This is a genomic window from Trichocoleus sp. ST-U2 (genome assembly GCF_039961875.1).
Taxonomy (GTDB): Bacteria; Cyanobacteriota; Cyanobacteriia; order Cyanobacteriales; family FACHB-T130; genus FACHB-T130.
Window position 1 is genome coordinate 14,582 of sequence record NZ_JAMPJY010000041.1, and the last position, 24,710, is coordinate 39,291.

Consider the following 24,710-nt stretch of genomic DNA (forward strand, 5'->3'; position numbering starts at 1 on the left):
TTCGCGGGTTAAATAAAATTTATTAGTCCGCGCAGGCGGACTTTGTTTGTATAGCCGCGAATTACATTCGCCAGGGCATATTTGGTTCCCAGGATGTCCCAGATGCGATCGCTCTCATCCTGACGAATTATCCTCTGATTCTTCCATCATTGCTATCATTTGCGCTAATATTTCCTGACCTAGAGGATGCTCCCGCAACGCCTCTATACTCAACCGATTCTCCATAATTCCCTGCATCCAAAAAATGGCTAAATTTTGTTTAATTGTCACCGTATTAGGATGATTTTCTCCTAAACTACGCTGACAAATTTTAATTACTTGCAGATATAAAGGCTCCGCTTCGCTGTAGCGTCCTTGACTCCGGTAGAGACCCGCTAAGTTGTTGAGACCGCCGGCAATTTGTGGATGGTCGGCGAGGAGACTTTTTTTATCGATGTCAATTGCTTGCAAATACAAAGGTTCCGCTTCGCCGTAGCGTCCTTGACTTCGGTAGAGACCCGCTAAGTTGTGGAAGTGGGTAGCAATTTGTGGATGGTCGGCGGGGAGACTTTTTTTATCGATGTCAATCGCTTGCAGATACAAAAGTTCTGCTTCGCTGTATTGTCCTTGACTTCGGTAGAAACCTGCTAAGTTGTTGAGACCGCTGGCGATGTGTGGATGATCGGCGGGGAGACTTTTTCGCTGGATGTCAATTGCTTGCAATAACAAAGGTTCCGCTTCGCTGTATCGTCCTTGACTTTCGTAGAGAACAGCTAAGTTGTTGAGACCGCCGGCGATGTGTGGATGGTCGGCGGAGAGATTTTTTCGCTGGATGTCAATTGCTTGCAATAACAAAAGTTCCGTTTCGCTGTAGCGTCCTTGAGAATTATAGAAATTAGCTAAGTTGTGGAGACCGCTAGCAATATCTGGATGGTCGGCGGGGAGACTTTTTTTATCGATGTCAATTGCTTGCAGATACAAAGGTTCAGCTTCGCTGTAGCGTCCTTGAGAATTGTAGAGATTAGCTAAGCTGTGGAGACTACCGGCGATGTGTGGATGGTCGGCGGGGAGACTTTTTCGCTGGATGTCAATTGCTTGCAGATACAAAGGTTCAGCTTCGCTGTAGCGTCCTTGAGAATTGTAAAGATTAGCTAAGTTGTGGAAACTGGTGGCCACATTGGGATGGTCGGGGGAGAGACTTTTTTTATGGATGTCAATTGCTTGCAATAACAAAGGTTCCGCTTCGCTATAGCGTCCTTGACTTCGGTAGAGTTCGGCTAAGTTGTTAAGACTGGCGGCGACAGTGGGATGTTCTAAACCAAGACGGCTTTCAGTTACTTCTACACACTGCTTTAACCAAGGTTCTGCCTGCTGATAAAATCCTTGACCTTGATAGAACCAACCTAAGCCTGTGAAAGACCAAATTAAATCCTTATCGCTAATATATTCAACCAGATAGTTAGCCGCTTCTTCAATATGGGGAACTACTGGACTGAGATTGATAATATCCCCGCGAGTTGGTTGGTATTGAATATCCCTTACCTCTGCCACCATTGCCGCTGTAAATTGGCGTTTCATCTCCTTAGCTTCCGCTGACTGATTTAGCTTCTGCTGGAAAAATTGACGAATCAACGGATGCAAACGGTAAGTTTTATCACTTATGCTTTGTAACAAATGGAAACTTATTAAATCCCTTAGCGCTTTTTCCCAGATTTCTAGTTCTTCATCATCCTCTATCTCTAAAGTTAGTGGAATTGGAGCCAAAGCATACAAACTTAACCAAGCACCTTTAGATTTTGCATTCTCATCCAACTGTTCCCAACTTAAATCAAAAGCCGCCGCCACTCCCGATTCGTACCGCATTAACGGATCAGCTTTTTGGATTGCTTCGTGTTCCAGCCGCTTTTTTTCCAACCGTGCCAACAGTTTTTCTAGAGATAAATTTGGCTGTCGATCCAGATATCTCCCGACTAACTCCAACCCTAACGGCAGATATCCCAACCATTTACACAGTCTTCTCGCCACCCAAGCTTCGCATTTTAGCCGTTCCCTGCCAATTATTGATTCTAATAACTTCATCGCCGCCAATGGTTTCAGCACATCTAGCCGTAACTGTGGCAAAAATGACCCAAACTGAAATCTCGTCGTCAGCAACACTTTAAATCGAGATAATTCCTGTGGTAAGTAAGGCTTGACTTGTTGTTTGTAGTCGGTGACATCATCTAACACAATTAAAACATCGCCGGGAAGCCATTTCTCCCAACAAAACTCCAATTGTTCCGCTAATTCCCAATCTTGCGGTGGGTTGATATCAAATTTCAATTGGAAAAATCTAACAATGCCAGTTCCCGTATTTCCCTGTGCAGATAGCCAGCAAACGCCACCCGCGTAACTTGATAAATACTGTCTTGCATACTGAGTAGCGAGTTCAGTTTTACCTACACCACCCATCCCAGCCAAAGCAGCGATGGCGACTTGCTTATTTTCCTGCAATAACTTGTGAAGTTCTAACAATTCTTCTGTGCGTCCGACAAATTCTTTGGCACCACTGGGAGGAATATTATTCGCAACAGATTTCGATTCCCCTTCCACGTTTTTAAGGGCAGTAGACGTAGCGGTTAGGTTATCGGTTTGCAGCTTAATTTTCTTGGCAATAGTTTTAGATTTTGGCGGTCTTTTCTTTTCCCACTCAATATCAAATTGCCTCAGATTCGCCTCTTTATCTTTGTGCCATAGCTTCAAAGTAAAGTGCCAATCTTCCGAACCTTGAGTTGAGACACGGTTATCTTCTAAAACTTCTAAATAATTTTCCAGAAGATTTAGCGCTTCCCTAACTTGCTCTGGGGTTAACTTACCTTTGTATTTGTCTTTTGCGGTCAGTTCTTCCAGATATCGGCGCTTTGTCCTAATTACCAACTGCGTCTCGCTTTGCGGTTTGAAATCAATTCCGAGTTTATCGCCATCTTCAAATTCATCATTCACATAAGCTAGCAACGCCTCAAACAGACGCTTCACCCGCGCCTTGACATCATCACCCAGAGAACGTCGCGCCATAGATTAAGTCCAAAGATTTTGCCACAAAGTTTGGGGATAACCCTAAACTTCCCACCTACCCCAAACTGCTTATCGCTTATTATAACTAGCTTTCAGCAGTTGCCCAGTCTGCTTTGCTTTCAGCTACAGCCCCAAAAATACCTTGCATTCAACCCCAATAAATGCAGGTTGAATCAAGATGAAACTTTCCCCAAAGCAACGCCGAGACATTGTTCTTTTTGTGATTGCAACAGCAATTGGACTAATCAACAACCCATTGGGTATTGTCCTTGATATCTGCTTCCTAATCTGGCAACTGATGGAAGACGACGAATAAAAATGAGTTTTGTGGAGTACGCGATCACCTTCTTCCCTCTCTTCCTTCGCGTCCTCTGCGTCTTTGCGGTTCATTAAAAACGCGCGAGCGCAAAACTCTTACTCCCCTCTCCGTTAACGGAGAGGGGTTGGGGGTGAGGTTTATTCTTATGGAGCTAAGCGGATTCGAACCGCTGACCCCCTCAATGCCATTGAGGTGCTCTACCAACTGAGCTATAACCCCTTACGGTGCTTTATGATTATGCCTTAAAAATTCGCAAGTCGTCAAGTAAAATTTCCGCAACGATAAATTAATAAAACGAGCAAGGGTGTTGAGCCAGATGGCTGATATAACCCATGTAGCTGTTCATCAGGAAATATACGACTAGCATGGCGGCTGCCGATAGCGCCACCAGGGTGCCAGCAAGCATTAAGGAGAACTCCTGTTGGTCGAAGGCTTCCTGCATCAGGTGCAGCGACCACGCCACCAGAGCCACATCAAAAATTAAAATACCAACTAACATAATTTACGTTTTGTAACACTTCCTTTATTCTAATATATACAACCGAACAGATTGATGCTACAAAGCCAAAGCCGCTTCTTCCAGAAGGAAGAAGTTTCGCCTTTACAAAAGCCGCACCGGCACCTGATGCTCTGCGAGATAGTTTTTAATTTCTGATACAGTGAGTTCTCCGTAATGCAGGAGAGAAGCCAGCAGAGCCGCTTCCGCTTTCCCTTCCGTTAAGGCGTCATAAATGTGACTCGTGTTACCAGCACCACCGGAGGCAATTACTGGAATTTGTACTTGTTCCGCTATAGTGCGCGTAAGCTCTAAGTCATAGCCAGCTTTAGTTCCATCGGCGTCCATACTTGTAACGAGCAGTTCGCCCGCGCCGCGTTGCTCGACTTCTTGCGCCCAATTGATCGCATCGATGCCTGTGTTTTCCCGCCCACCCCGCACGTAAACATCCCAACCGGGATTGCTGGGATCTTGCCGTTTCCGTGCATCAATTGCTACAACGATGCACTGGTTGCCGAAGCGATCGCTCGCCCGATCGATCAACTCTGGATCGCGTACCGCCGCCGAGTTAATGCTGACTTTGTCTGCGCCAGCCCTTAACAATTGTTTAATATTTTCTAAGGATTGAATTCCCCCGCCCACGGTAAGGGGGATAAACACCTGCTCAGCGGTGCGATATACCACATCCAGAATGATGCCCCGGTCTTCGTGAGTGGCAGTAATATCCAGAAACACCAACTCATCCGCACCCGCCTGATTATAAGCTTGTGCCAGTTCCACCGGATCGCCAGCATCCTGGAGATTGACAAAGTTAACCCCTTTGACAACTCGCCCCGCTTTCACATCTAAGCAAGGCAGTATTCTTTTTGCAAGCATGACAATCCTCTGGTTCCCCGATGTAATGATAATGAAAGCCTATACACTCTAGACCTTCTGTGTCTTCATGTCTTGGTATTGTTTTTAAAATAAATTTTTAATCATGGCGATAATTTCTTCTAAACAGCAGCCTCAAGAACCCAATGGGAAACCCCAGGAACGCCGGAAGCCAGGGGGACGCCGCAAATCTCAGCCAGAAGAGACGGTTGAAGAGTTATTACAGCCAACTGTCGCAATGGACGAAACCGAGAAGCAAGAAGAAGGTCTGCGACCCCAGCGACTAGCTGAGTATATCGGGCAAAAAGACCTCAAGGGCGTTCTAGAAATTGCGATTCAAGCAGCAAAAGGCAGAGGCGAGTCGATGGATCACTTGCTGCTGTATGGTCCGCCGGGTTTAGGAAAAACCACAATGTCGTTGATTTTGGCGACGGAGATGGGAACCACTTGTAAAATCACCTCTGCACCCGCTTTAGAGCGTCCCCGCGATATTGTGGGGATACTAATGAGCCTGAAGCCGGGAGATATTATATTTATTGACGAAATCCACCGCTTGAGTCGGATGACCGAGGAATTGCTTTATCCGGCAATGGAGGATTTTCGATTAGATATTACGATTGGCAAGGGTCAAAGTGCGAAAACTCGCAGCTTGCCGCTACCGCCGTTTACGCTAGTGGGAGCAACGACGCGGGTAGGTTCGCTGTCGTCACCGTTGCGCGATCGCTTTGGTTTAATTCAACGGTTACGCTTTTATGAGTTGGATGAACTGATTTTGATTGTGCAGCGGACGGCTGAAGTGATCCAAGCCCCGGTTACACCAGATGGTGCTGAAGAAATTGCGCGTCGTTCCCGTGGAACCCCCCGAATTGCTAATCGCCTTTTAAAACGGGTGCGAGATTTTGCTCAGGTAAAAAAAGTTGGGGAAATTACTAAACCTGTTGCGGTGGAAGCTTTGGAAGTCTTCGGTGTAGATCCAATGGGTTTGGATTGGGCAGATCGGTTGATGCTGACCGTCATGATAGAACAATTTAATGGGGGACCTGTAGGCTTGGAAGCGATCGCCGCCGCCACAGGGGAAGATGCCCAAACGATTGAAGATGTCTATGAGCCGTATTTATTGCAGATTGGCTATTTGCACCGAACGCCTCGCGGTCGCATTGCCACTCCCGCAGCCCGAAAGCACTTAGGATATGATTCGTCATTATTCTAAGGATAATAAGCTAAAGACAAATGACGAATACAGCAGTAGTAGGATGGGCATTGCCCAGGAATTAGCTTTCTGCTGGGCAGCGCCTATGCTACCAAAATCTAAAAGCCAAGATAATATGATTCGTTGGATTCTGACTTTACTGAGTGTTCTGTTTATTACTGTTTCAACTGGGTTCGTGAATGTGCCGCTAGCGATCGCCCAAGAACAACCTTCCACTTACACGGAAACTGAGTTGCAGGAAGGAGACGAACTAGCGGCTAAAGCATTTACTGCGACAAATGCCGGTGATTTTGTTACGGCTGAAGGGCTTTGGACACAACTGATTGAGCGATTTCCCGCTAATCCGGCTATTTGGAGCAATCGGGGAAATTCCAAGGTAAGCCAGAATAAATTGTCAGAGGCGATCGCTGACTTCAATAAATCTATTGAACTCGCCCCGAACGCCACCGATCCCTATCTGAATCGCGGTACGGCATTAGAAGGACAGGGAAAATATTTGGAAGCGATCGCTGATTACAATCGGGTGCTGGAAATCGATCCCAAGGATGCAATGGCTTACAACAACCGAGGAAATGCCAAGGCAGGATTGGGTGAGTGGGAGGAAGCGATCGCTGACTACAAAAAAGCAGCCGATCTCGCTCCTAATTTTGCGTTTGCCAGAGCCAATTATGCGATCGCGCTGTATCAAATGGGCGAACAAAAAGAAGCGATTCGCACTATGAAGAATATTGTTCGTAAATATCCCCAGTTTCCTGATATGCGAGCTGCCCTTACCGCTGCTCTCTGGGAACAGGGAAATCGGGGTGAAGCCGAAAGTAACTGGGTTGCGGTTGTCGGAATCGATCGTCGCTATAAAGATATTGACTGGGTGAAAAATGTCCGCCGTTGGCCTCCAGTTATGGTTGCCGCCTTAGAGAAATTTCTGAGTATACAATAAAGGCGATTGCAATTAGCGCCAAGGTTTGTGCCACAAATATCAGAAAACCGCCTTCTTTAAGAAAGCGGTTTTTTGATTGAGGAATTTTCCGTATAGAGTTTCTGTATAGAGATAGCGATCGCGTTTAGTGAGAAAGGGCGATCGCGGTTTTGATTCACTTCTAGGGATGACCTGGAAGCAAATCAAAACTTTTCTACAGTTCCAAGGTAATCTGCTTTGCCACGGTTCCCCCTCACCCTACCAGGTAAAAAAGAATCACCCATTCAGGTTAGCGATCGCCTTTTCTAACAATCGATAGACGCCGGAGGAGTCATCACAAAAAACAAAAGCTCGAAGAAAGAACTTTTACCTTTTGTCTTTCTACCCAATCCCCCCCATGACTGGGTGGAAGTAAAAAGCCAACGCCAAAATTGCATAAGCAGCCAATAGCAGCGTACCTTCTAACCAGTTCGACTTGCCATCAGAACTAATCGAATTGGCAATGAGTACCGACACCGCTACTGCTACCAATTCAAAGGGGTTGAAGTCCAAATCCATCGGTTTGTGCAACGCCCAACCTGTCAGAACGAGAACCGGAGCCACAAATAAGGCAATTTGCAAGCTAGAACCCACCGCCACTGAGATAGAAAGATCCATCTTATTTTTCATCGCTACGGTGACAGCGGTGGCGTGTTCGGCAGCATTGCCAATAATCGGAACCAGGATCACCCCTGTAAACAGCGCCGTCAGACCCAGTTGGGAGGTGGCTTCTTCCAAGGAGGAAACCAATAGTTCCGACTCCGCCGCAACCAGTAGTGTTGCGCCTAATAGCACTCCAATCCATAGGGGCAGGTTAACTTTATGTTCGGGATCTTCTGGAGCGAGATTTGACTCAGCTAACTCAGTGAGTATCTCCTGTTCTGCCACACCCGCATCGTAGAGATAGCTGTGGGTCTTCATCGAAAATAGCAGCGTCAACCCATAGACTCCGATTAACACTACGGCAACGGCGACCGAAAGTTGCTGGACGATGGCTTCATCAATCCCGGTGGAGGTATAGTCCATCGCGGTTGGTAACAGCATTGCAATCACTGCTAGGTTCATTGCCGAGGCATTTACCCCTGCCACCATTGGCTGAAATTCCTGCTCTTTGAAGCGCAAGCCCCCCAATAGCATGGAAAAGCCCATGACCAGGAGTAAGTTGCTGATAATAGAGCCGGTGATACTCGCTTTGACGACATCCACCAGCCCCGCGTTGAGGGCAACGAGGGAGATAATTAGTTCGGTGGCGTTGCCAAAAGTAGCATTCAGCAGTCCTCCCAAGGAGGGGCCAAGAACAACCGCGATTTCCTCTGTGGCGGTGCCCATCCAAGCGGCAAGGGGAATGATCCCCAGACAAGCGGTGATGAAGACGACTGACGATCCCCATTCCAGAAAGTGGGCCGTAATGGAAATAGGGATAAACAACAAAAGAATGGAAAAAAGCGTGTTTAGAGACAGCATCCAAATTATTCGTATTTAGCTCGTGTCTAGGATAGCCGCTTGTTGAGTGTTCTGGCTTCTTTCAGTCTTTGAGTATGTAACAGAATATTTCTTTAGATGCAGGATTCCTTAAGCAAAGTTAATTTACTATTCATTTGCATGAAGTTAGTGTTCCAAGCATGGCAGCATTACGCTTGAATCATGTAAGTAACAAGTAACTATCCTGGCTTTTCAATTTTGTTCATTGACCGTTACCGGCATGGGGCACAGGCAGTTGCTCATCGGTACGGGCAAAATAATTGGATGTTAAACCGATTGCTTTGATCCCCCCATTTAAGGAGAGAAGGCTTCGCCCCCAAGAGTCTTTACCATGTTTGGGTGGTGAGTCTTCGCCTTCTCCAGATGGACTGATTTAACTTGCTGTTTCCCTGGCGTTCAAGTAAACGCGGGGATGCTCAGTCTATCTAGATAAGTTATTGACCCTAATTTTTTACTAATTTTGGATGCGATCCTATGACTTCTGCTGCTGAAAGACCAGCTTCACAGTATTCTGCTGAGGGAACAGCAAACACCAGTGTAGCAACCGATCCCCTGCAAACGGCTACCGGCGTTTATGTTACGGTTCACGGTCATTTTTACCAACCGCCCCGCGAAAACCCTTATTTAGATGCGATTGAACGGCAGCCGAGTGCGTCTCCGTTCCATGACTGGAATGAGCGGATTCACCATGAATGCTATCGCCCGAATGCCTTTGCCAGAGTGCTAAATGACCGGGGCGAAGTCGTGGGGATCGTGAATAACTATGAGTATTTCAGCTTTAATATTGGTCCCACATTGATGTCGTGGCTGGAACGCTACGACGTGGAGGTATATCAGCGAATTCTGGAAGCGGATCGCAAAAGTAGCGATCGCCTAAACGGACACGGCAATGCGATCGCGCAAGTTTACAATCACATCATCATGCCGCTTGCCAACGAGCGGGATAAGTACACCCAAATCCGCTGGGGTAAAGAAGACTTCCGCTCCCGGTTCGGGCGAGATCCCGAAGGAATGTGGCTGGCTGAGACTGCCGTAGACTATGCAACTTTAGAAGCATTAGTTGCAGAAGGAATTAAATTCATTGTTTTAGCACCTTCTCAAGCTGAACGTTGCCGCCCGATCCCCACAGACGAGCAGCCCGTGACCCAGTGGTTGGAAGTGGGCGGTTCTCAGATCGATCCCACCCGTCCCTATCGCTGTTATCTGAAACCCACACTCAGCACGCAAGATTCACCCCTCAGTGCTGAGTATTCATTCCCCACCAATCAAACCTCCGATACCCCTTACATCGATATCTTTTTCTACGATGGCCCGATTTCGCGGGACATGGGATTTAACGATGTACTGGGCTGGGCGGGTACGCTAGCTGGGCGCATCGGTTCAGCAGTGCGCGGGGATCGCCGGACTTCGCAGCTCATCTCTGTTGGCACAGATGGCGAAACCTTTGGACACCACAAAAGCGGTACAGAGAAAACCTTAGCCTTCGCCTTTGTAGACGAGTTTCCCCGGCGCGGCTGGACTGTCACCAACTATGCCCATTACCTGAGTCTGAATCCTCCCACCTGGGAAGTGGAACTGAAGCCAGTCACGGCTTGGAGTTGCGCTCACGGAGTGAATCGATGGCAGGATGATTGCGGTTGCGGTGGCGAAGGTGGCGTTTGGCATCAGAAATGGCGGCGTCCCCTGCGGAATGCCCTAGATTGGTTGCGGGATCAGTTAAGCAAAGTTTATGAAGAAACGGGTCGCCAGTTCTTCCGCGATCCCTGGGCTACACGAGATGAATATATCCACGTAATTCGCGATCGCTCTCCTGCTAATGTAGAGCGCTTCCTCGCCCGCCATCGCACCCGCAAACTAACACCATCAGAACAAGTAGACGCCCTGCGCCTATTAGAGATGCAGCGCCATAGTCTGCTGATGTACACCAGTTGCGGCTGGTTCTTTGAAGAACTCTCAAGACCCGAAGGAACGCAGATTCTCCGCTACGCTGCTAGAGCCTTAGAACTTGCCGGTGATGTCTCTGGTGTGCAGTTGGAAAAAGGATTTATCAAACGCCTCTCCCAAGCTCCCAGTAATGTTGATTTATTCAAGCACGGAGCTGAGGTGTATCGGCAGCTGGTAGTCAGTGCCCAGATTGGTATAGAGCAAGTGGCAGCGCACTATGCCATCAGTTCCCTATTCACTACCTATCCCCAACAACAGCGGGTCTACTGTTACGATGCCCATCAGTTGGATTACCAGATGCAACGCATGGGATCGCTGACTCTAGCGGTGGGGCAACTGCGACTAACTTCAGAAATTACCTGGGAAAGTACTCATTTAGTCTTTGCCGTTCTTCATTTGGGCGGCTGGGATTTCCATTGCTGCATTCAACCATTTGGCGGTCGCCGCACTTATAGCCAGATGAAGGAAAAGCTGTTTGCGGCGCTGCAACAGGCTAGTGCTGCTCACGCGATCCTGGCGATGTCCCAACTATTTGGGGGTAATTCATTCAATTTGCAGAAATTATTTGCTGAAGAACGGCACCGGATTATGCGGCTGCTCAGTCAGAAAACTTTAACGCGCCTAGACCAGCTTTATACGCAGGTTTACCGGGATAACTACGGCATCTTGATGGCGTTCCAGCGCGATGAGCTGCCCGTTCCGCAAGAGTTGCAAGTAGCCGCAGAAGTGGCAATTTCTAACCGCGCCCGGATGTCTCTACGGGCACTGGAGCAAGAAAACGGTGAACCCCAGCAAGGTTTGAATCAGCTGGCAGAACTGGAAGCGATCGCGAAAGAAGCGAATCAACTGCGCTGTCAGTTGAATATCCCCGATGCCAAGCAAACTTTAGAGCAGTTGATCTTGCGATCGCTCTGGAAGCTTCTGCACGACTCTAACCCAGCCACTCTAGAAGCAGATATCCAACGCTTAGAGCGGATGATTTCTGTAGGCAATCAGCTACACCTCGGCTTATCTTTGCATCGCCCTCAAGAACTCTACTTTAGCTGTCTCCACAGCCAAATTGTGCCTCTGCTGGAGTCAGAAACTAACGGCAATTCGTCTCAGCTACGTCAGTTGCTATTACTCGGTCAAAAGCTAGCTGTAGATGTCAGTCCCTGGTTGAACCAACTGTCATAAATGTCACGGGTAATGGGGAATTGTCCGACGAATCACCCATTACCTGAATCGATTAGCTGCTCTCAAATATTAAGGGGTAGGTTTTGTAACCTACCCCTTAATATTTACACTTGAAGCGTTTCACCCATTATTTCAGATTCAAAAGGGTGTATCCTCTACGCGATTAGATGCGATCGCGATCGGTGCGGATGTTTTGATCCCGAATGGGCAGATCGTTACTATTCACATCCAGTTCTTCTCGACGAAGCTGTTCTTCAGCATTAACCGTTTCACGATCTACTTCTTTTCTGATTCTGACTTCCTCACGTACAAAAGCTTCCTTTTGAATGTTAGGAGTTTCTTCGTAGATTTCCACCCGTGCAGCTTCCCCTTCCTGGAAGGCAGCTTCGCCCGGAGTAACAGCTCTTCCCGCATCTGCTGGAGTCACGCGCTCAACGATCACTCGCTCCCTTTCAATGGGGACTGAAACTCGCGCTGTCTCAGTTTCAACGTGTTTACCAACCGCTACCTCGCCTGTTTTCTGGCGGGTTTTATTAGCAATCAACCGTTCTTCGTACAACTTGAGGGTTTGATGATCCCGATCGTTCATATCGTACAAAGATGGCTCTTGCTGATAATTGTAGCGATCGCGATCGTAAGCTTCGTAATTATCCTCAACAGGTACAGCACCTGCCATCGGAGCGGCGTAACTAGGTTCCACAACAGGTGCCCCCAAAGGTGTAGATGCATCTAAAGGTGTTGCTGTGTTTATCGGTGCCGATGTTTCCACAGATGGCTCTACCGCCGAGTTGCGATAAACTCCTCTCACCTGCTCCTCGTAATCGTAATCAACCTTGAGCTCGTCGCCAAATTCCGGTAAATTTTCTACTTGCTCTTTGGTAAGCCCAACAGCGTAGACGTGCCGATTATCATAGTCGATCCGAGAACGACCCACTGGTAGCAATACTTGCTTACCGAAAACCCAGAAGCCTGTATCAACAACTAAATAGCGGAAACGCCCCGATTCATCAACTAAGATATTTTTGACGCTACCAACCTTGTCATCGCTGATATCTGAATAGACGTCAAATCCCTTAACGTCTTCACCGCCAAAAGTGTCTTGATAGTCTGTGTCGAAATCTTCAAGCTTGTATAAAACCATGCTTTTCTTTTCCTCCAAATTTCTTGTGTATTTCTATATGTATCTATGCTAAAAGTCTCTACGCTGGCTCCATCTGGCTAGCGACTGACTTCAATAAATTCAATACATAAGCCCTAAAGAGGATGCACAATTATGAAGCATTCGCTCAGATTTTGTCAGTTAATTATTAAGTAGAAATAAAAATAAGTTTTTTTTACAAATGATTACCAATTATCTTTGTATATTTGCTATAACAAGCAGCAAGTTTTGATTTTCTATCTCCCCGCAGACAGGTATGTATATATTTCAATGGATAGATATAGAATTTAATTAATAAACTCTTCAAAAGATTAAATTATTCTTAACCTAAGAGAAGCATCTAACATTTTTTGAATGAGATGAATTGCTCCTGCAATCTTAGATTCAATATTTTGTAAAACTAATAGACTGCTTCTGAGCTTTCCTTGGCCTTCTTTGCGCCTAAAGCGGAGATTGTGTACGTCAGCATCGCTTACGAAGTTTTTTTATTTCACAAGTCGAATAAGGTTGCTACAGCAGTTCTAAATGATTCCCGAAGGCAAGATACCCAACTTCTAAGAAGTTGGGTATCTCAAGCCCTGAATTATCACAACTTGAGTAGGATTGCTGTATCTTGTGAACTTAATTGAGGTTGTAGTCGATCTTTGCAGATTAAAACTTACGCAATTTACTAGCCTTGGTGCCCCTGATATTTTAAGATTTGTAAATTTATTTAAGCCTGCTCGCCTATAAATTTTTTCTATCTTTGGTAGTAGTAGAAAATCTCGCTACATCTATTAAGTATAAGTACCTAAGATTCAATTGTTGAGCTGCTCCTTGAAATATCTTGACACGGTCTCTAGAAGAGCGCTTACATAGCGCTTACGCTCTAGTAGCAGAGTACCCTAACTGGGCAGTTCAACAGCGCATCCGTGGAAGTACAGAGTTTGCAAAAACACTTTCTGGAGATTCCGTAATCTAACCCAAGCAAATTTGTAGTAATCTTTGGCAAGGTAATATTAACCAAGCAGATGTCACCATAGATAGATGCACGGTGCCCCTGTTTTGTACTACTGCTATCTGGAATTTTCAAACTATGGCTCCCCAAAACGGCAAGATTCGGTTCCCTCTGTGGCAGTTTCTCAATCAGCCCCTGTTTAGTTCCAAAACTAAATTAGTGCTCAATCCCCGCCGCTTCTCGTATTGTTACAGAATTCACCTTTTGGAACGCTGCTGGGTTAAAGATTACCAGCCAGGAAACCGCCGTCAGCACTAAACCGCCAAATTGCATTCAGTTGTCAGGAGCCAAGTTGAGACTGACCACCACAAGGTCTCTACAGAATCCAGGAGCCAGAATCTATCCTCAGTCTGACCCCTGGATTCTAAATAAGGCGAAAATTGTTATTTTAATTTATTAAGTTTAAACGCACTTCAGGTTCTAAGTGACGCCGCTGAACAGAGAAAATTGACTTTTGCTCGATCCGGAATCTAGTTCCCGCTTGCCGAATACTTTACTCAGATAGCTCAAACAGCCTGCGAATTCACCGTCAGTTATGGGTGAAAAGCCCCTGTAACCGTCGTGGGGAGCCGTTTTAGGCTCTCAGGAATGCACGCTCGCGAGCGATCGCATAAGTTTGGTTTTCCTCAAGCACGCTCGACAAGAAAAGTCATGGCATTACAATCGGCATATGGTAGCGGTATTACCGAAAGCCCAACCATTGAAATTTCTCAGGAAGTATTACGGTCTATCCTTAGCCGGATAGAATCTGAACTCCATAGCAGCGAAGTCTACAATCGTGCCTTGGCTGGGTTACAGACAATCTTGGGAGAAGCTGCTGGGAGTGCCCAGATTATGGTTAAGGCAGTAGGGAGAGAAGCCATCCGGCTAGCGTTCCAGCAGTTTGCGAAAACTTATAAGGTTGTCCCAGTCACATCTCCAGAAATTGGTAACAATCAACAAGAGCCGCAAGCCAGCACTCAGCCTCAAGAGTCATCAGTCCATAGCGAACAGTCATCCGTTAATCACCCAGAATCAACGACGAATGACTTAACTTTAACGAATGACCAAGGACGCAGTATGAATGCCTCACCTGCCGATTTAGTAGACATTACGCCACTGCCTCTGCCAACCAGACCAGATCCGGTTTTTCCCAAACCACTCAAAAAGCTCTCTAAGGCGGAACTGGCAGCGCAAATCGCAGATGAGCAACGGCAAGAGTGCCTGCGTCAAATTGGTCAGCAATTAGGGCAAGCACGTCATGCACAGGCAATGACTCTGCGGCAACTTCACAATCAAACACTCGTGCCGCTTCATCACATTCAGGCTTTGGAAGTCGGTTGCTTCGAGCATTTGCCTGAGGATATCTATGTCCGAGGTTTTATTCGCCGGATGGGGGTCGCCTTGGGGTTAGATGGTGCTGCAATGGCTGCTTCCTTACCCGCGCCCGATCCTGCAAAATCTGTACTGCCTTCTTGGTACCGACCGAAATCAGTGCCTGGGTTTGGATTTCAGCTCAATACAGTTCATTTGTATGTGGGCTATGCTGCGCTAGTGGCAGGGGCAGTGGGGGGACTCGCGTTGATGTCAAACCATTCACAATCATCAGCGTCTGCTGATTCTCCACCGGATGTTCCTAACAACTCATCTGCTTCTGAGTCGCATCGTCCTGTGAAACCTGCTGCGAAACCCGGTTTAAAGGCGGGTCAGAAAGGAGTGGCGGTTGGGGCTGATATTGCTCCGCCTGAAGCAATTAGTCGTAATTAGTCATTTGTTATTAGTTATTGGCAGAAAAAACAACTGACTGCTGACTAACTAATGACAAGATTATCTCGATGGACGACGGTTTCTGCACCGGCGTAGCCTAAAATGGCAGGAATTTCTTCGGAACGGCGTCCACTAATTTGCTGTAGCTCGTCGCTGCTGTAGTTCACCAGCCCTCTAGCTATTTCCCGTCCTTGAGGGTCGCATAACTGCACAGCGTCTGACGCCTGGAAGTCTCCCTCGACGAGGGTAATCCCAGCAGCTAAGAGGGATTTTCCTGCCTGACTAATTGCCGCGATCGCTCCCTTATCCAGATATAGCTTCCCAGCGGGAATCAACCCGTGGGCAATCCAGCGCTTACGGGCATTGCCCATCGTGTCGCGGGGTTCAAACTGAGTACCGAGGGGTTCTCCTTGCAAGATTTTTTGGATGTTGCGGGGAAATCGCCCTTCGGTGATGACTGTCCGAACTCCGGCGCTGGTAGCGATGCGGGCGGCAGTAATTTTTGTAACCATGCCACCTGTGCCCCATTGAGAGCCGCGATCGCCTGTTTGCACTTGTAATTCTTCCAGCTCATCAATGTGGTTTACTAGAGCGATCGGCTGAGCATCCGGAACTTGACGCGGATCGGCGGAGTACAGTCGGTCTACATCGGTCATTAAAAATAGCCAATCCGCCTCTATCAAGCTGGCGACTAGGGCTGAAAGCGTATCATTATCCCCAAATTTCAGTTCCTCTACGGCTACGGTGTCATTTTCATTCACCACGGGGATGACGCCCAACCGCAACAGTTCCCGAAAGGTGTTGGAGGCGTTGATATAAGCTGAGCGTTCTTTGAAGCTACTGCGAGTCAGGAGAACCTGGGCAATGGGTTGTTCTAAGGTTGTAAAAAAGTCATCGTATACGCGCATCAGGCGTCCCTGACCGACTGCTGCCACTGCTTGTTTGAGTGCTAGGGTGCGCGGACGTTGCACGAGTCCCAAGCGGGCGCAACCCACTCCGACAGCACCCGAAGAAACTAGCACCACTTTATGACCTTGCCGCCGTAAATCTGTGAGGGTTTCTACTAAGGCAGCGATAGTGGAAAGAGCCAGATGACCTGTTTCAGGCGATGTCAGGCTGGAAGTACCAATTTTGATGACAAGGGTTTGACTCACAAAAGAGAGGGGGCGCAGGGGAGTAGAGGGGAGGGGGAACAGATTGTCCAGACGCGATAAATCGCATCTGATTTATCGCGTCTGGAGGCTGGGAATTGGCAATGAGTGATTAGCTTCAGCCGATTTCCCATTCCAAATTGTAAAACGCCAGCTCCTCCATCGGGGAACTGACGCTTCACACAGGTATTCACGGGGATTAATGTTTAGGGTCTTTATATTGGCTGACCCCATTTGAACCATATGTATAATGCCAGGGATTTTTGACAATCGAGAATCTCATAATTATTTCTTTATATTTTGGTTTTTCAGGATTTGTCTGGATTTTTTAAGTTTTGTTGCTTTGCGGTGAACGAGACGCCCAAGGCTTGGGACACCCAGACTTCAAAGGTACGGACTGGATAAGAGCGCACGGCAAGCGCTGGGTCAAGCATCGGCTCGACGAGAATGGTAAACATACCGAGTCGGTTGCCTGCTAAAACGTCTGTAAATAAGCGATCGCCCACCATTCCTACTTGTTCGACAGGAAGGTTCATCGCGGTGACAGCCTGCCGCAGCTTGCGCCGCGATGGCTTAGCAGCGCTGGTAATGTAAGGCAAATTTAACGAGCGAGCGATGCCACTAATTCGGTTTTCGCTCAAGTTATTACTCACCAGCCATAGCGTCGCCACCTGTCTAATTTCCTTCACCCATTCCACGAGTTCTTCAGACGCCTCGGCTGCTTTTAGGGGTACCAGCGTGTCATCGACATCCAAGACTAAACCTTTGAGATGATATTGCTGGAGAAGATCGGGGGTCAGACTCACAATAGGTCTGCCCAGAATTAAGTCAGGCTGTAACCGTGTTACCCAGGACATAAGCAGTTTTTAATTGTAAGTGTGAGTTGTTAGGAGAACTCCCAGGTAAGAGCTTTTTCAACCCGGCAAAGTTATCAATGGGATTGCTAGTAGTTGCAAGTCCAACTTCCCCGATCTTAATTAGACTGATTGGCAGCTTGGCGACTAGACCAATCTAGGTACTGTTGTTAGCGGCTTTGTTGCCGTTGTTGGCGAATCGCGTTTGTAGCGGCTTGGTGTTCTTGTAGCGTCCGACTAAACACATGGGTGCCATCGTAGCGAGCCACAAAAAAGAGGTAGTCTGTTTTTTCAGGATTGAGAGTGGCTTTGAGACTTCCTAAGCCAGGGCTGGCGATGGGAGTTGGGGGCAATCCTGCGTTGAGATAAGTATTGTACGGGGAGGCTGTCCTCACCTGAGCCAAAGTTAAGGGCTGATCCGCTGTTTGCCGAATGCCGAGTCCATACTCAACTGTTGGATCGGATTCCAGTCTCATCCCTTTCTGAAGGCGTTGTGTAAACACACCAGCAATCTGAGGGCGTTCGACCGGAATCACTGCCTCTTTTTCGACAATACTAGCCAATGTCACCCATTGAAGAAGAGGTATCTGGGTTTTGTTTGGCGCTTGTTGATAGATGGGGAGTGCCACCTGTTCAAAGCGATCTAGCATTTGTTTGATGATGGCTTGGGGGGTGATGCGATCGCTATTTAGCTTGTAGGTATCCGGGTACAAAAAACCTTCTAAATAAGGCAAATCCGCAGGTAGCCAAGGATACTGGTCTTTGGGAATCTGAGTGGCGGCAGTGAGAAATTCTTCGCTTTTGAAAAATCCCTGAGATTCAAAGTAAGCCGCCATTTGCTGAAGCGACCATCCTTCAGGGATTGTGAAGGAAAGCTGCACGACATCGCCCGTCCAAATTTTATCAGCGATCGCTGGCAGCGGCTGGGTGGGTGACAACTGGTAAGTCCCAGCTTTAAACCCACCCGGTCGCTTTTGCAAGTCCAACCAAAACGTCCATAGCTTCCAAGCATCAGCGGAGCGAATCAACCCTGCTGCTTCTAGATCGCGCCCTATCTGCTGCGCCGAGGTTCCTTGAGGAATCCGGATTAGCACTGATGTATCTTTTCCAGCATTCGCTGACGGTTGAGTTTCGGCAACGGGGGGCGCACTCGCCCAGCTCCACCACGCCCAACCCTGCCATGCACAGAGTCCAAGCGTTGCTGGGATTAAGGCGAGATAAAACGTCCATTTGGAGATGCGTTGGATTGCTTTCATCTTGATTGCGGGTAACAACCGCTGTCATGGAATTAAGAAGGCAAAATTAAAAATTAAAAAAAGAAAATTCTTCATATTTAATTTTCAATTTCTAATTTTTAATTCTTTACCTATTCCATTTCATCAAATAGCTGATCTTCCAGCAGCGGTTGCACTTTTTTAAATTCCTCAGGGGAAAGTAGCACTGGTTCACCCGCACTATTAATCCGCGCAAACAGTAGCAGCGGATCTAGAGGCGTGTATATTGTGTATTCTTGTTCTTTGTGATAAAAGCTGGCTAGAAACTGAAATTCCTCTGGTTCGAGCTGAGTATCGTCATCTTCGATTTCCAAGGTGAGGATTTCTTCCTCTTCAACCGCAGGCAGTTCACCGGCAACAGTCAGAGCAAATGCGGTTCGCTTTAAGGCGAGATTCCGCTCTGCCAGGACTGCTTGAGCCGTGGGAAAAACTTCGTCAATTTCGGCGTCGTCTTCGACTAAGGTGGCTTCTTCCTCCTCCTTCTCCTCGTCCCACGCCACAATTTCTACAGGTGAATCTACCGGCAGGAGGATGACGTATTCTTCACCATCTACTTCTATTGAATGCTCAATGTAACAACTAAGCGATCGCCCGGATTCATCCGTCAACGAGACGGTTTGGACGGAAGACCCATTCTCTTCAGGGGGTTGGGATGAGAACATTGCAGATATGCTGCTATCAACGTGAGATTGTGGACTAAAAAACTCCAACCCCAAAGTTTGCACACCGTGGGGAAGTAGCTTGCAAAAATCAGGATATCACGGCATAAGAGTTGTAGAGACGCCATACGTCAAGGAGGGACAATTTATCAATTGTCCCTCCTTGAGTTGAAAGATTCTTCCAAGCAATAGATTGGGTTACTGACAGACAAACACCTTCGCTTCGTACTCTGGCAAGTCAACTAGAGAGCCATCCTCTCCAGCTTCGATGCGGGAGTTATTCATCCAATCCTGCCACGTCCCAGAGGATGGGAAGTTAGAAATGCGATACCCTGACAGAGACTTATCTGAGAAATTCGCCACAACGACAACGCGGGAACCTTGTTCGTTCCAGCGGCAGTATGCCAACACTTTTGCCTCTGGATTTTCGTGAAAAAACTCAATGTTATCGCTAGAAAGAGCTGGATTTTCTTTCCGGAGAGCGATTAATCTTTTGTAATACTCAAACAAATCTTGATTTAAGTCTTGTGACAACAAAGGCCAAGCAATTTTCTTTGGCTGAGTCACGTTTTCACTTTTGCGCTGGTATTCTCCAAACTCTTCTCCCATCCAGAGCATTGGCACACCTACCGCCGTCATTAACAAAACAGCTCCTAACTTCGCTCTGCCAAATGCGGCTTTGTCAAAAATCCCGCGCTCGCCTAATTCTCTCATCAAACGTTGGCGGTCGTGAGTTGCCAAATAATTCACTACATTCGTAGCAGCCGTATAACCCTGCCTTCTGGGATCTAAAACTTCCTTCAGTTTTTCTAATTCAAACATTTCGCCACAAATATGTGGAAGCACAAAGTAGCGAAAACTTTCATGCCAACAACCATCCAGCGGACCTTCTGGATAAACTACGGTTTTGGTATCGGGAATATGTTCGGCAATGTTGTAGAACGGCTTAAGAGCAGTATTTTTCTTGGCTTGCTTCGCAAGCCAATCCAAAAATTCATAATTTGCCAATTGGCGCACGGCATCAAAGCGAATCCCATCAATGTGATATTCCTGAACCCAGAAACGCACCACATCTCCGACGTATTTCCAAGCAGGCTTAACATCCAACTTTTCGTCGTAGTTGTCGTAGTTAAATTCTGGTCCCCAGTAATTACCTGGGTCTTCTGGATAATGCATATGCTCGTAGTACCAGTAATTCCGGTCAATCAGCATTAACGGGCATTCTTCATCTGTGTGGTTATAAATCCCATCCATGAAAACGCGAATGCCGCGACCATGACACTCGTCAATAAACCGCTTCAAATCTTCTGTGGAGCCGTAACTGGATTCTGTAGCGAAGTAGTGGCGGACTGTATAGCCCCAATTGTAATCACCGGGATACTCATTTACTGGCATCAATTCGATGGCATTAATTCCGAGTTCGCTCAAATGATCTAACTTAGCGATCGCGTCTTGGTATTTGCCTCGCTGGTGTGGGTCATCTTCACCACCGGAAAAATCTGCAACGTGCATTTCATAGATGACTAATTCGTGATTGTCTGGCAAGAGCGTATCGTCATGCTGCCAAACGTAAGTATCAACAATTCGCTTCCCATCTTTGATCCGCGCGACACTGTGGCCTCTTGCTTCATCAACGTCTGTAGCGTATGGGTCGATTACATCCACCCATTGATCGGGTTCAAATTTTGGGCTTTTCGATTGAACTCGAAATTTATATTGATAAATGCCATCCTCCAAGTCTACCTGGGTTCGGAAATAGCCATCCTTACCTTTTTCCATTGGAATGTTTTTCCAGTTAGAAAAAGAGCCGATTAACGCCGCTCCTTGGTTGCGAGGAGCGAATAAATTGAATTCGACTGCTGCCATAAAACCTTTTAATGAAGTAGATTCGCTTACTTAGTTGACCAATGGTTCTTTGCAAACATTTTTGAAGCCTGCATTTATAATTTTAAAGTTTAGTAATAAATTATACTGAATTATCCATCTTGAGAAATAGCAGAACATTAATAAAGTTTGTATCTTCAAAAACAAAATTAACTAACTTCCGGATTTTTATATCTGGAGTAGTAGATAAAAACTTTTTTCTAAACTTTAAGAGATAGGTTTAAAAAGACTGCAAATAAGGCTAGCGAGAGATGTCAATTCAGAAATGAATAGGGAAGATCGGGTCATAAATAACAGCTCAAAGGAGCTGAAGATGAGTACATTACAATGGATTCCCCTACTTTCTACTCTTAGTCTCGGTCTTGCATTTATCATGCTTGCTTACTGCTTTGCAGCAGTTACTATCTAGTTTTTCCTAGAAAGAGATTGTCTGATTAATCAATTATTTCTAAGTTGAATTAAGGAGTTTCAAATGTTGAAACAAATGTGTTGGTTGCCAGCGATGGGAGTCAGTGGAGAAAAGTTGTTGCATTTACGAACTGCACCCAATCAACCGTGGCGACCTTATACGGCTTTTCCCGAATATGCTGTACCAGACTATCCAGTTCCAGGCGGTTCTAAGGGTTGGGCAACCTACCAAAAATTAAGATGCGAAGGTTGGGCTTTAGCACCCAGTACGCAGAGTCAGCAACTGAAAACTGCTTAAAATTCTCCACTGATTTTTAGGCAATGTATCTAATAGAGTTGTTGCTTCATTAGCCTTATGGGTTTCGGCTCTCACGTCTAGTAAGGGTTGAAACTTCGCTTCTTAAAAAACAAGGCTCTCATCAATACTTATTTTAGGAAATAATTGTTTTCCTAAACCTATCCATTTAATACCGTTCGAGTTGTGAGGCAGTATATTAACGAATAATTCAATTCCCCAATCCACGCTGCGCCATAGCAGAGCATTAGCGCAGCGGCTAACGGGGAGTAAAACGAGACTGGCAGGTTCACTGTATAGACACAGTAGTTTTTTGCTTTTTTAAGGGCGGCAAAGAGAAGCTACTGTTCAAGGCTTTAGGAAGTTTCGATTACTGCCAAACTAATACTTTGGCTTCGTAACTTCCTAAGTCGAGCTGGATGCCATCCTCCCCTGCTTCGACATCATAATCGCCAGTCCATTCGTGCCAGGTTCCTGCTTCGGGGAAGTTAGGAACGTGATAGCCTCCTAGGAAATTGTCAGAGAAGTTTGCAACAACGACAACACGAGAACCCTCGCCATTCCAGCGGCTGTAGGCTAATACCTTTGCTTCTGGATCTTCATGGATAAAGTCAATATTTTCGGTGTAGAGGGCATGATTATTTTTACGGAGATGAATCAAGCCTTTGATAAACTCAAACATCCCGCGATTGAGGTCATGACCTAAGAGCGTCCAATCAATTTTTGCTTGTTCAGTTGTTTTGTATTTATACTCTCCGAACTCTTCACCCATCCACAGCAGAGGTACGCCGACAGCGGTCATATTGATGACAGAACCTAACTTTCTCCGCTTAAATGCTTCTTCATCCAAAATGCCGCGATCGCCTAACTCAGCTAAAACATGATTGTGGTCGTGATTCGTCAGGTAATTCACAACATTCGTAGCACCCATGAAGCCTTGCCGCTTGCAGTCAATGGCATCCTTGAGACGCTCTAAGTCAAAGGTATCGCCGCAGATATGTTCTAGAATGCAGTGATAGAAACTGTCATGCCAGCAGCCATCCATTGGTCCATCTACATTCGTAATGCTGGGGGTTTCAGGAATGTGTTCGGCAATATTGTAAAACGGCTTTGGCCCAGCTGCATTTTTTGCTTCCTGAACAATCCAGTGCATGAAATCGTAGTTGGCAATTTGTCTGGCTGCATCGTAGCGAATGCCATCAATGTGAAATTCCTGAATCCAGAAGCGCACGGTATCGCCAACAAACTTCCATGCAGGCTTAAGATCTAGATTTTCATCATAGTGTTCATAGTTAAACTCTGGCCCCCAGTTATTATCAGGGTCGCGCGGAGAATGATGGTACCAATAATCGTGGTCTATTTGTGTCAGTGGACTTTCTGCTTCTGAGTGGTTAAAAATTCCGTCCATAATGACGCGAATTCCACGACCATGACACTCATCAATTAGGTTTTTTAACCCTTCAGTTGTGCCATAACTGGATTCTGTAGCAAAGAAGTGACGAGGATTATAGCCCCAGCTATGGTCCCCTGGATACTCCTTCACTGGCATTAACTCAATGGCATTAACTCCTAACTCGCATAGGTAATCTAATTTTTCTACAACGTGTTCGTATTTGCCCCGGGCGTAGGGATCATCTTCACCACCGGAGAAGTCGCCAACGTGCAATTCGTAAATGACTAATTCGCGATCGCTTGGCAGTGGCTTATCGTCATGTTGCCAAACGTATGTATCCACAATCCGCTCACCATCTTTAATTCTCACAACACCGTTTTGGGTGGGATTATCAATATCGGTGGCGTAGGGGTCAACTACCTCTATCCATTGATCCGGTTCAAAGAACCAAGATTTGGATTGAACACGGAATTTGTATTGATAAACTCCATCTTCCAGTTCAACTGTGGTACGGAAATAACCATCATTACCTTTTTTCATTGGGATGCTTTCCCAGTTAGAAAAATCCCCAATTAAAGCAGCTCCATTGTTATAGGGAGCAAATAAATTAAATTCAATCGGAGTTGCCATAGAAGTGTTTGGAGTTTGATGAAAAAAATGCTTAGAGCAGTATTTTCTCCTTTTCATCCCGCTGAGGTATCGTTCTTGAGAAATAAAGTTGCCTCTGGTGCCCTAATTCCCAGGAGAGAAGTGGTAATGAATGCTAAAGGTAATTTAAGCTGAATTTCAGCGATTAATAGCGATTAATACCGAATTTAGCGTTATTGTTGCGATCGGTTGTAGAAAAAATTTACCTATTTCAGTTGGCTGAAATAGGGGAGAACCCTACCCCTGCGTCCCTTTGCAAGCGACTACTGTGTATACACATCTAGGCAAGAAGCTAAAGACCAACCGAGACACAGAGAATCAAACTGTCGCAGATCCTGAAAAAGAGTGGCAATTCCGGTAGTCCGTTGGCTCTACTAGCCGAGTCAACCGTCTAGTAGAGCAATTAAGTTGCCTAAGCCAACCTTAGGGGAGGACAAGGGTTCGTTGTTTTGGGATGGGGCTATTAAGTGACCATTAAGTGTGGGTGCAAGCTCTGTGAGGCAATACTGCTGGGAATCACAGAAGATGACTGTTGCTGATTGAGTGACATATTCAAGCCTTTGAGCAATTGAAGCAGACGCACAGCAGCAGACAACGCCAACACACACAGACGTTGAATGGCTGCTCCAGATTCGAGTTGGGTTGCTTCCTGATTCAACCGGCTTTGTTTGAGAGTGGCAAACAGTATATCTCTAGCGATCGCTATGGATAGAAATTAAGCTTTCACACAGGTAATTTGTACATCATGCAAACC

General features: G+C 46.5%; 18 protein-coding genes and 1 tRNA gene. 6 read left to right on the forward strand and 13 right to left on the reverse strand.

What is annotated here, in order from left to right:
* Positions 1 to 114: 114 nt before the first annotated feature.
* The gene (locus tag NC996_RS21845) at positions 115 to 3,033 is read right to left on the reverse strand and encodes a tetratricopeptide repeat protein (protein ID WP_190682781.1); all 2,919 of its coding nucleotides are present in this window, start codon (positions 3,031 to 3,033) and stop codon (positions 115 to 117) included.
* A gap of 178 nt (positions 3,034 to 3,211) precedes the next feature.
* On the opposite strand from NC996_RS21845, the gene NC996_RS21850 reads away from it, so the two are divergent.
* A complete protein-coding gene (locus NC996_RS21850) occupies positions 3,212 to 3,349 on the forward strand; it encodes a hypothetical protein (protein ID WP_190682784.1) in 138 nt (45 codons plus the stop codon).
* A 149-nt stretch (positions 3,350 to 3,498) separates the two neighbouring features.
* On the opposite strand, the gene NC996_RS21855 is transcribed toward NC996_RS21850, so the two are convergent.
* The 3 genes from NC996_RS21855 to hisF form a co-directional block, all read right to left on the reverse strand.
* A tRNA-Ala gene (locus NC996_RS21855) sits at positions 3,499 to 3,571 on the reverse strand.
* A 67-nt stretch (positions 3,572 to 3,638) separates the two neighbouring features.
* Positions 3,639 to 3,851, reverse strand: a complete 213-nt coding sequence (locus NC996_RS21860; RefSeq protein ID WP_190410773.1) for a hypothetical protein — start codon at positions 3,849 to 3,851, stop codon at positions 3,639 to 3,641.
* 102 nt (positions 3,852 to 3,953) lie between these two features.
* A complete protein-coding gene (gene hisF, locus NC996_RS21865; RefSeq protein ID WP_190410774.1) occupies positions 3,954 to 4,724 on the reverse strand; it encodes an imidazole glycerol phosphate synthase subunit HisF in 771 nt (256 codons plus the stop codon).
* A gap of 103 nt (positions 4,725 to 4,827) precedes the next feature.
* Here hisF and ruvB point away from each other — a divergent pair, with 103 nt between their 5' ends.
* Both ruvB and NC996_RS21875 read left to right on the forward strand, forming a co-directional pair.
* Complete coding sequence (gene ruvB, locus NC996_RS21870; protein ID WP_190682787.1) at positions 4,828 to 5,931, forward strand: Holliday junction branch migration DNA helicase RuvB; 1,104 nt, start codon at positions 4,828 to 4,830, stop codon at positions 5,929 to 5,931.
* 115 nt (positions 5,932 to 6,046) lie between these two features.
* Positions 6,047 to 6,868 (forward strand): tetratricopeptide repeat protein, encoded by an 822-nt coding sequence (locus tag NC996_RS21875; protein WP_190682834.1) that lies wholly within the window; start codon positions 6,047 to 6,049, stop codon positions 6,866 to 6,868.
* Positions 6,869 to 7,228: 360 nt separating this feature from the next.
* Here the strand turns inward: NC996_RS21875 and cax are convergent, their stop codons facing one another.
* Entirely contained in the window at positions 7,229 to 8,350 is a 1,122-nt protein-coding gene (gene cax / locus NC996_RS21880) for a calcium/proton exchanger (RefSeq protein ID WP_190410779.1), read from the reverse strand.
* A gap of 492 nt (positions 8,351 to 8,842) precedes the next feature.
* Between cax and NC996_RS21885 the strand changes: the two genes are divergently transcribed.
* The gene (locus tag NC996_RS21885; RefSeq protein WP_190682790.1) at positions 8,843 to 11,488 is read left to right on the forward strand and encodes a DUF3536 domain-containing protein; all 2,646 of its coding nucleotides are present in this window, start codon (positions 8,843 to 8,845) and stop codon (positions 11,486 to 11,488) included.
* A 163-nt stretch (positions 11,489 to 11,651) separates the two neighbouring features.
* Here NC996_RS21885 and NC996_RS21890 read toward each other — a convergent pair whose 3' ends face one another.
* Positions 11,652 to 12,629, reverse strand: a complete 978-nt coding sequence (locus NC996_RS21890; RefSeq protein ID WP_190682793.1) for a DUF2382 domain-containing protein — start codon at positions 12,627 to 12,629, stop codon at positions 11,652 to 11,654.
* A gap of 1,603 nt (positions 12,630 to 14,232) precedes the next feature.
* Between NC996_RS21890 and NC996_RS21895 the strand changes: the two genes are divergently transcribed.
* Positions 14,233 to 15,390 (forward strand): helix-turn-helix domain-containing protein, encoded by a 1,158-nt coding sequence (locus tag NC996_RS21895; protein WP_190682797.1) that lies wholly within the window; start codon positions 14,233 to 14,235, stop codon positions 15,388 to 15,390.
* Between the two features lie 44 nt (positions 15,391 to 15,434).
* Here NC996_RS21895 and proB read toward each other — a convergent pair whose 3' ends face one another.
* The 5 genes from proB to NC996_RS21920 all read right to left on the reverse strand — a co-directional run bounded on the left by proB (position 15,435) and on the right by NC996_RS21920 (position 21,194).
* Positions 15,435 to 16,544: a glutamate 5-kinase gene (gene proB / locus NC996_RS21900; protein ID WP_190535598.1), complete on the reverse strand. Its 1,110-nt coding sequence runs from the start codon at positions 16,542 to 16,544 to the stop codon at positions 15,435 to 15,437.
* A 305-nt stretch (positions 16,545 to 16,849) separates the two neighbouring features.
* Positions 16,850 to 17,398 carry a YqeG family HAD IIIA-type phosphatase gene (locus tag NC996_RS21905; RefSeq protein ID WP_190682799.1) on the reverse strand — a complete coding sequence of 183 codons (549 nt, stop codon included), beginning with the start codon at positions 17,396 to 17,398 and terminating at the stop codon, positions 16,850 to 16,852.
* Between the two features lie 167 nt (positions 17,399 to 17,565).
* Positions 17,566 to 18,651 carry an endolytic transglycosylase MltG gene (mltG, locus tag NC996_RS21910; protein ID WP_190410786.1) on the reverse strand — a complete coding sequence of 362 codons (1,086 nt, stop codon included), beginning with the start codon at positions 18,649 to 18,651 and terminating at the stop codon, positions 17,566 to 17,568.
* A gap of 110 nt (positions 18,652 to 18,761) precedes the next feature.
* Positions 18,762 to 19,331: a DUF3727 domain-containing protein gene (locus tag NC996_RS21915; protein WP_190410787.1), complete on the reverse strand. Its 570-nt coding sequence runs from the start codon at positions 19,329 to 19,331 to the stop codon at positions 18,762 to 18,764.
* Positions 19,332 to 19,526: 195 nt separating this feature from the next.
* A complete protein-coding gene (locus NC996_RS21920) occupies positions 19,527 to 21,194 on the reverse strand; it encodes an alpha-amylase family glycosyl hydrolase (RefSeq protein ID WP_190682802.1) in 1,668 nt (555 codons plus the stop codon).
* Positions 21,195 to 21,684: 490 nt separating this feature from the next.
* On the opposite strand from NC996_RS21920, the gene NC996_RS21925 reads away from it, so the two are divergent.
* Positions 21,685 to 21,918 carry a hypothetical protein gene (locus NC996_RS21925; protein WP_190682806.1) on the forward strand — a complete coding sequence of 78 codons (234 nt, stop codon included), beginning with the start codon at positions 21,685 to 21,687 and terminating at the stop codon, positions 21,916 to 21,918.
* Between the two features lie 367 nt (positions 21,919 to 22,285).
* Here NC996_RS21925 and NC996_RS21930 read toward each other — a convergent pair whose 3' ends face one another.
* Both NC996_RS21930 and NC996_RS21935 read right to left on the reverse strand, forming a co-directional pair.
* A complete protein-coding gene (locus NC996_RS21930) occupies positions 22,286 to 23,938 on the reverse strand; it encodes an alpha-amylase family glycosyl hydrolase (protein WP_190410790.1) in 1,653 nt (550 codons plus the stop codon).
* A gap of 481 nt (positions 23,939 to 24,419) precedes the next feature.
* Positions 24,420 to 24,614: a hypothetical protein gene (locus tag NC996_RS21935; protein ID WP_190682807.1), complete on the reverse strand. Its 195-nt coding sequence runs from the start codon at positions 24,612 to 24,614 to the stop codon at positions 24,420 to 24,422.
* Between the last annotated feature and the right edge of the window lie 96 nt (positions 24,615 to 24,710).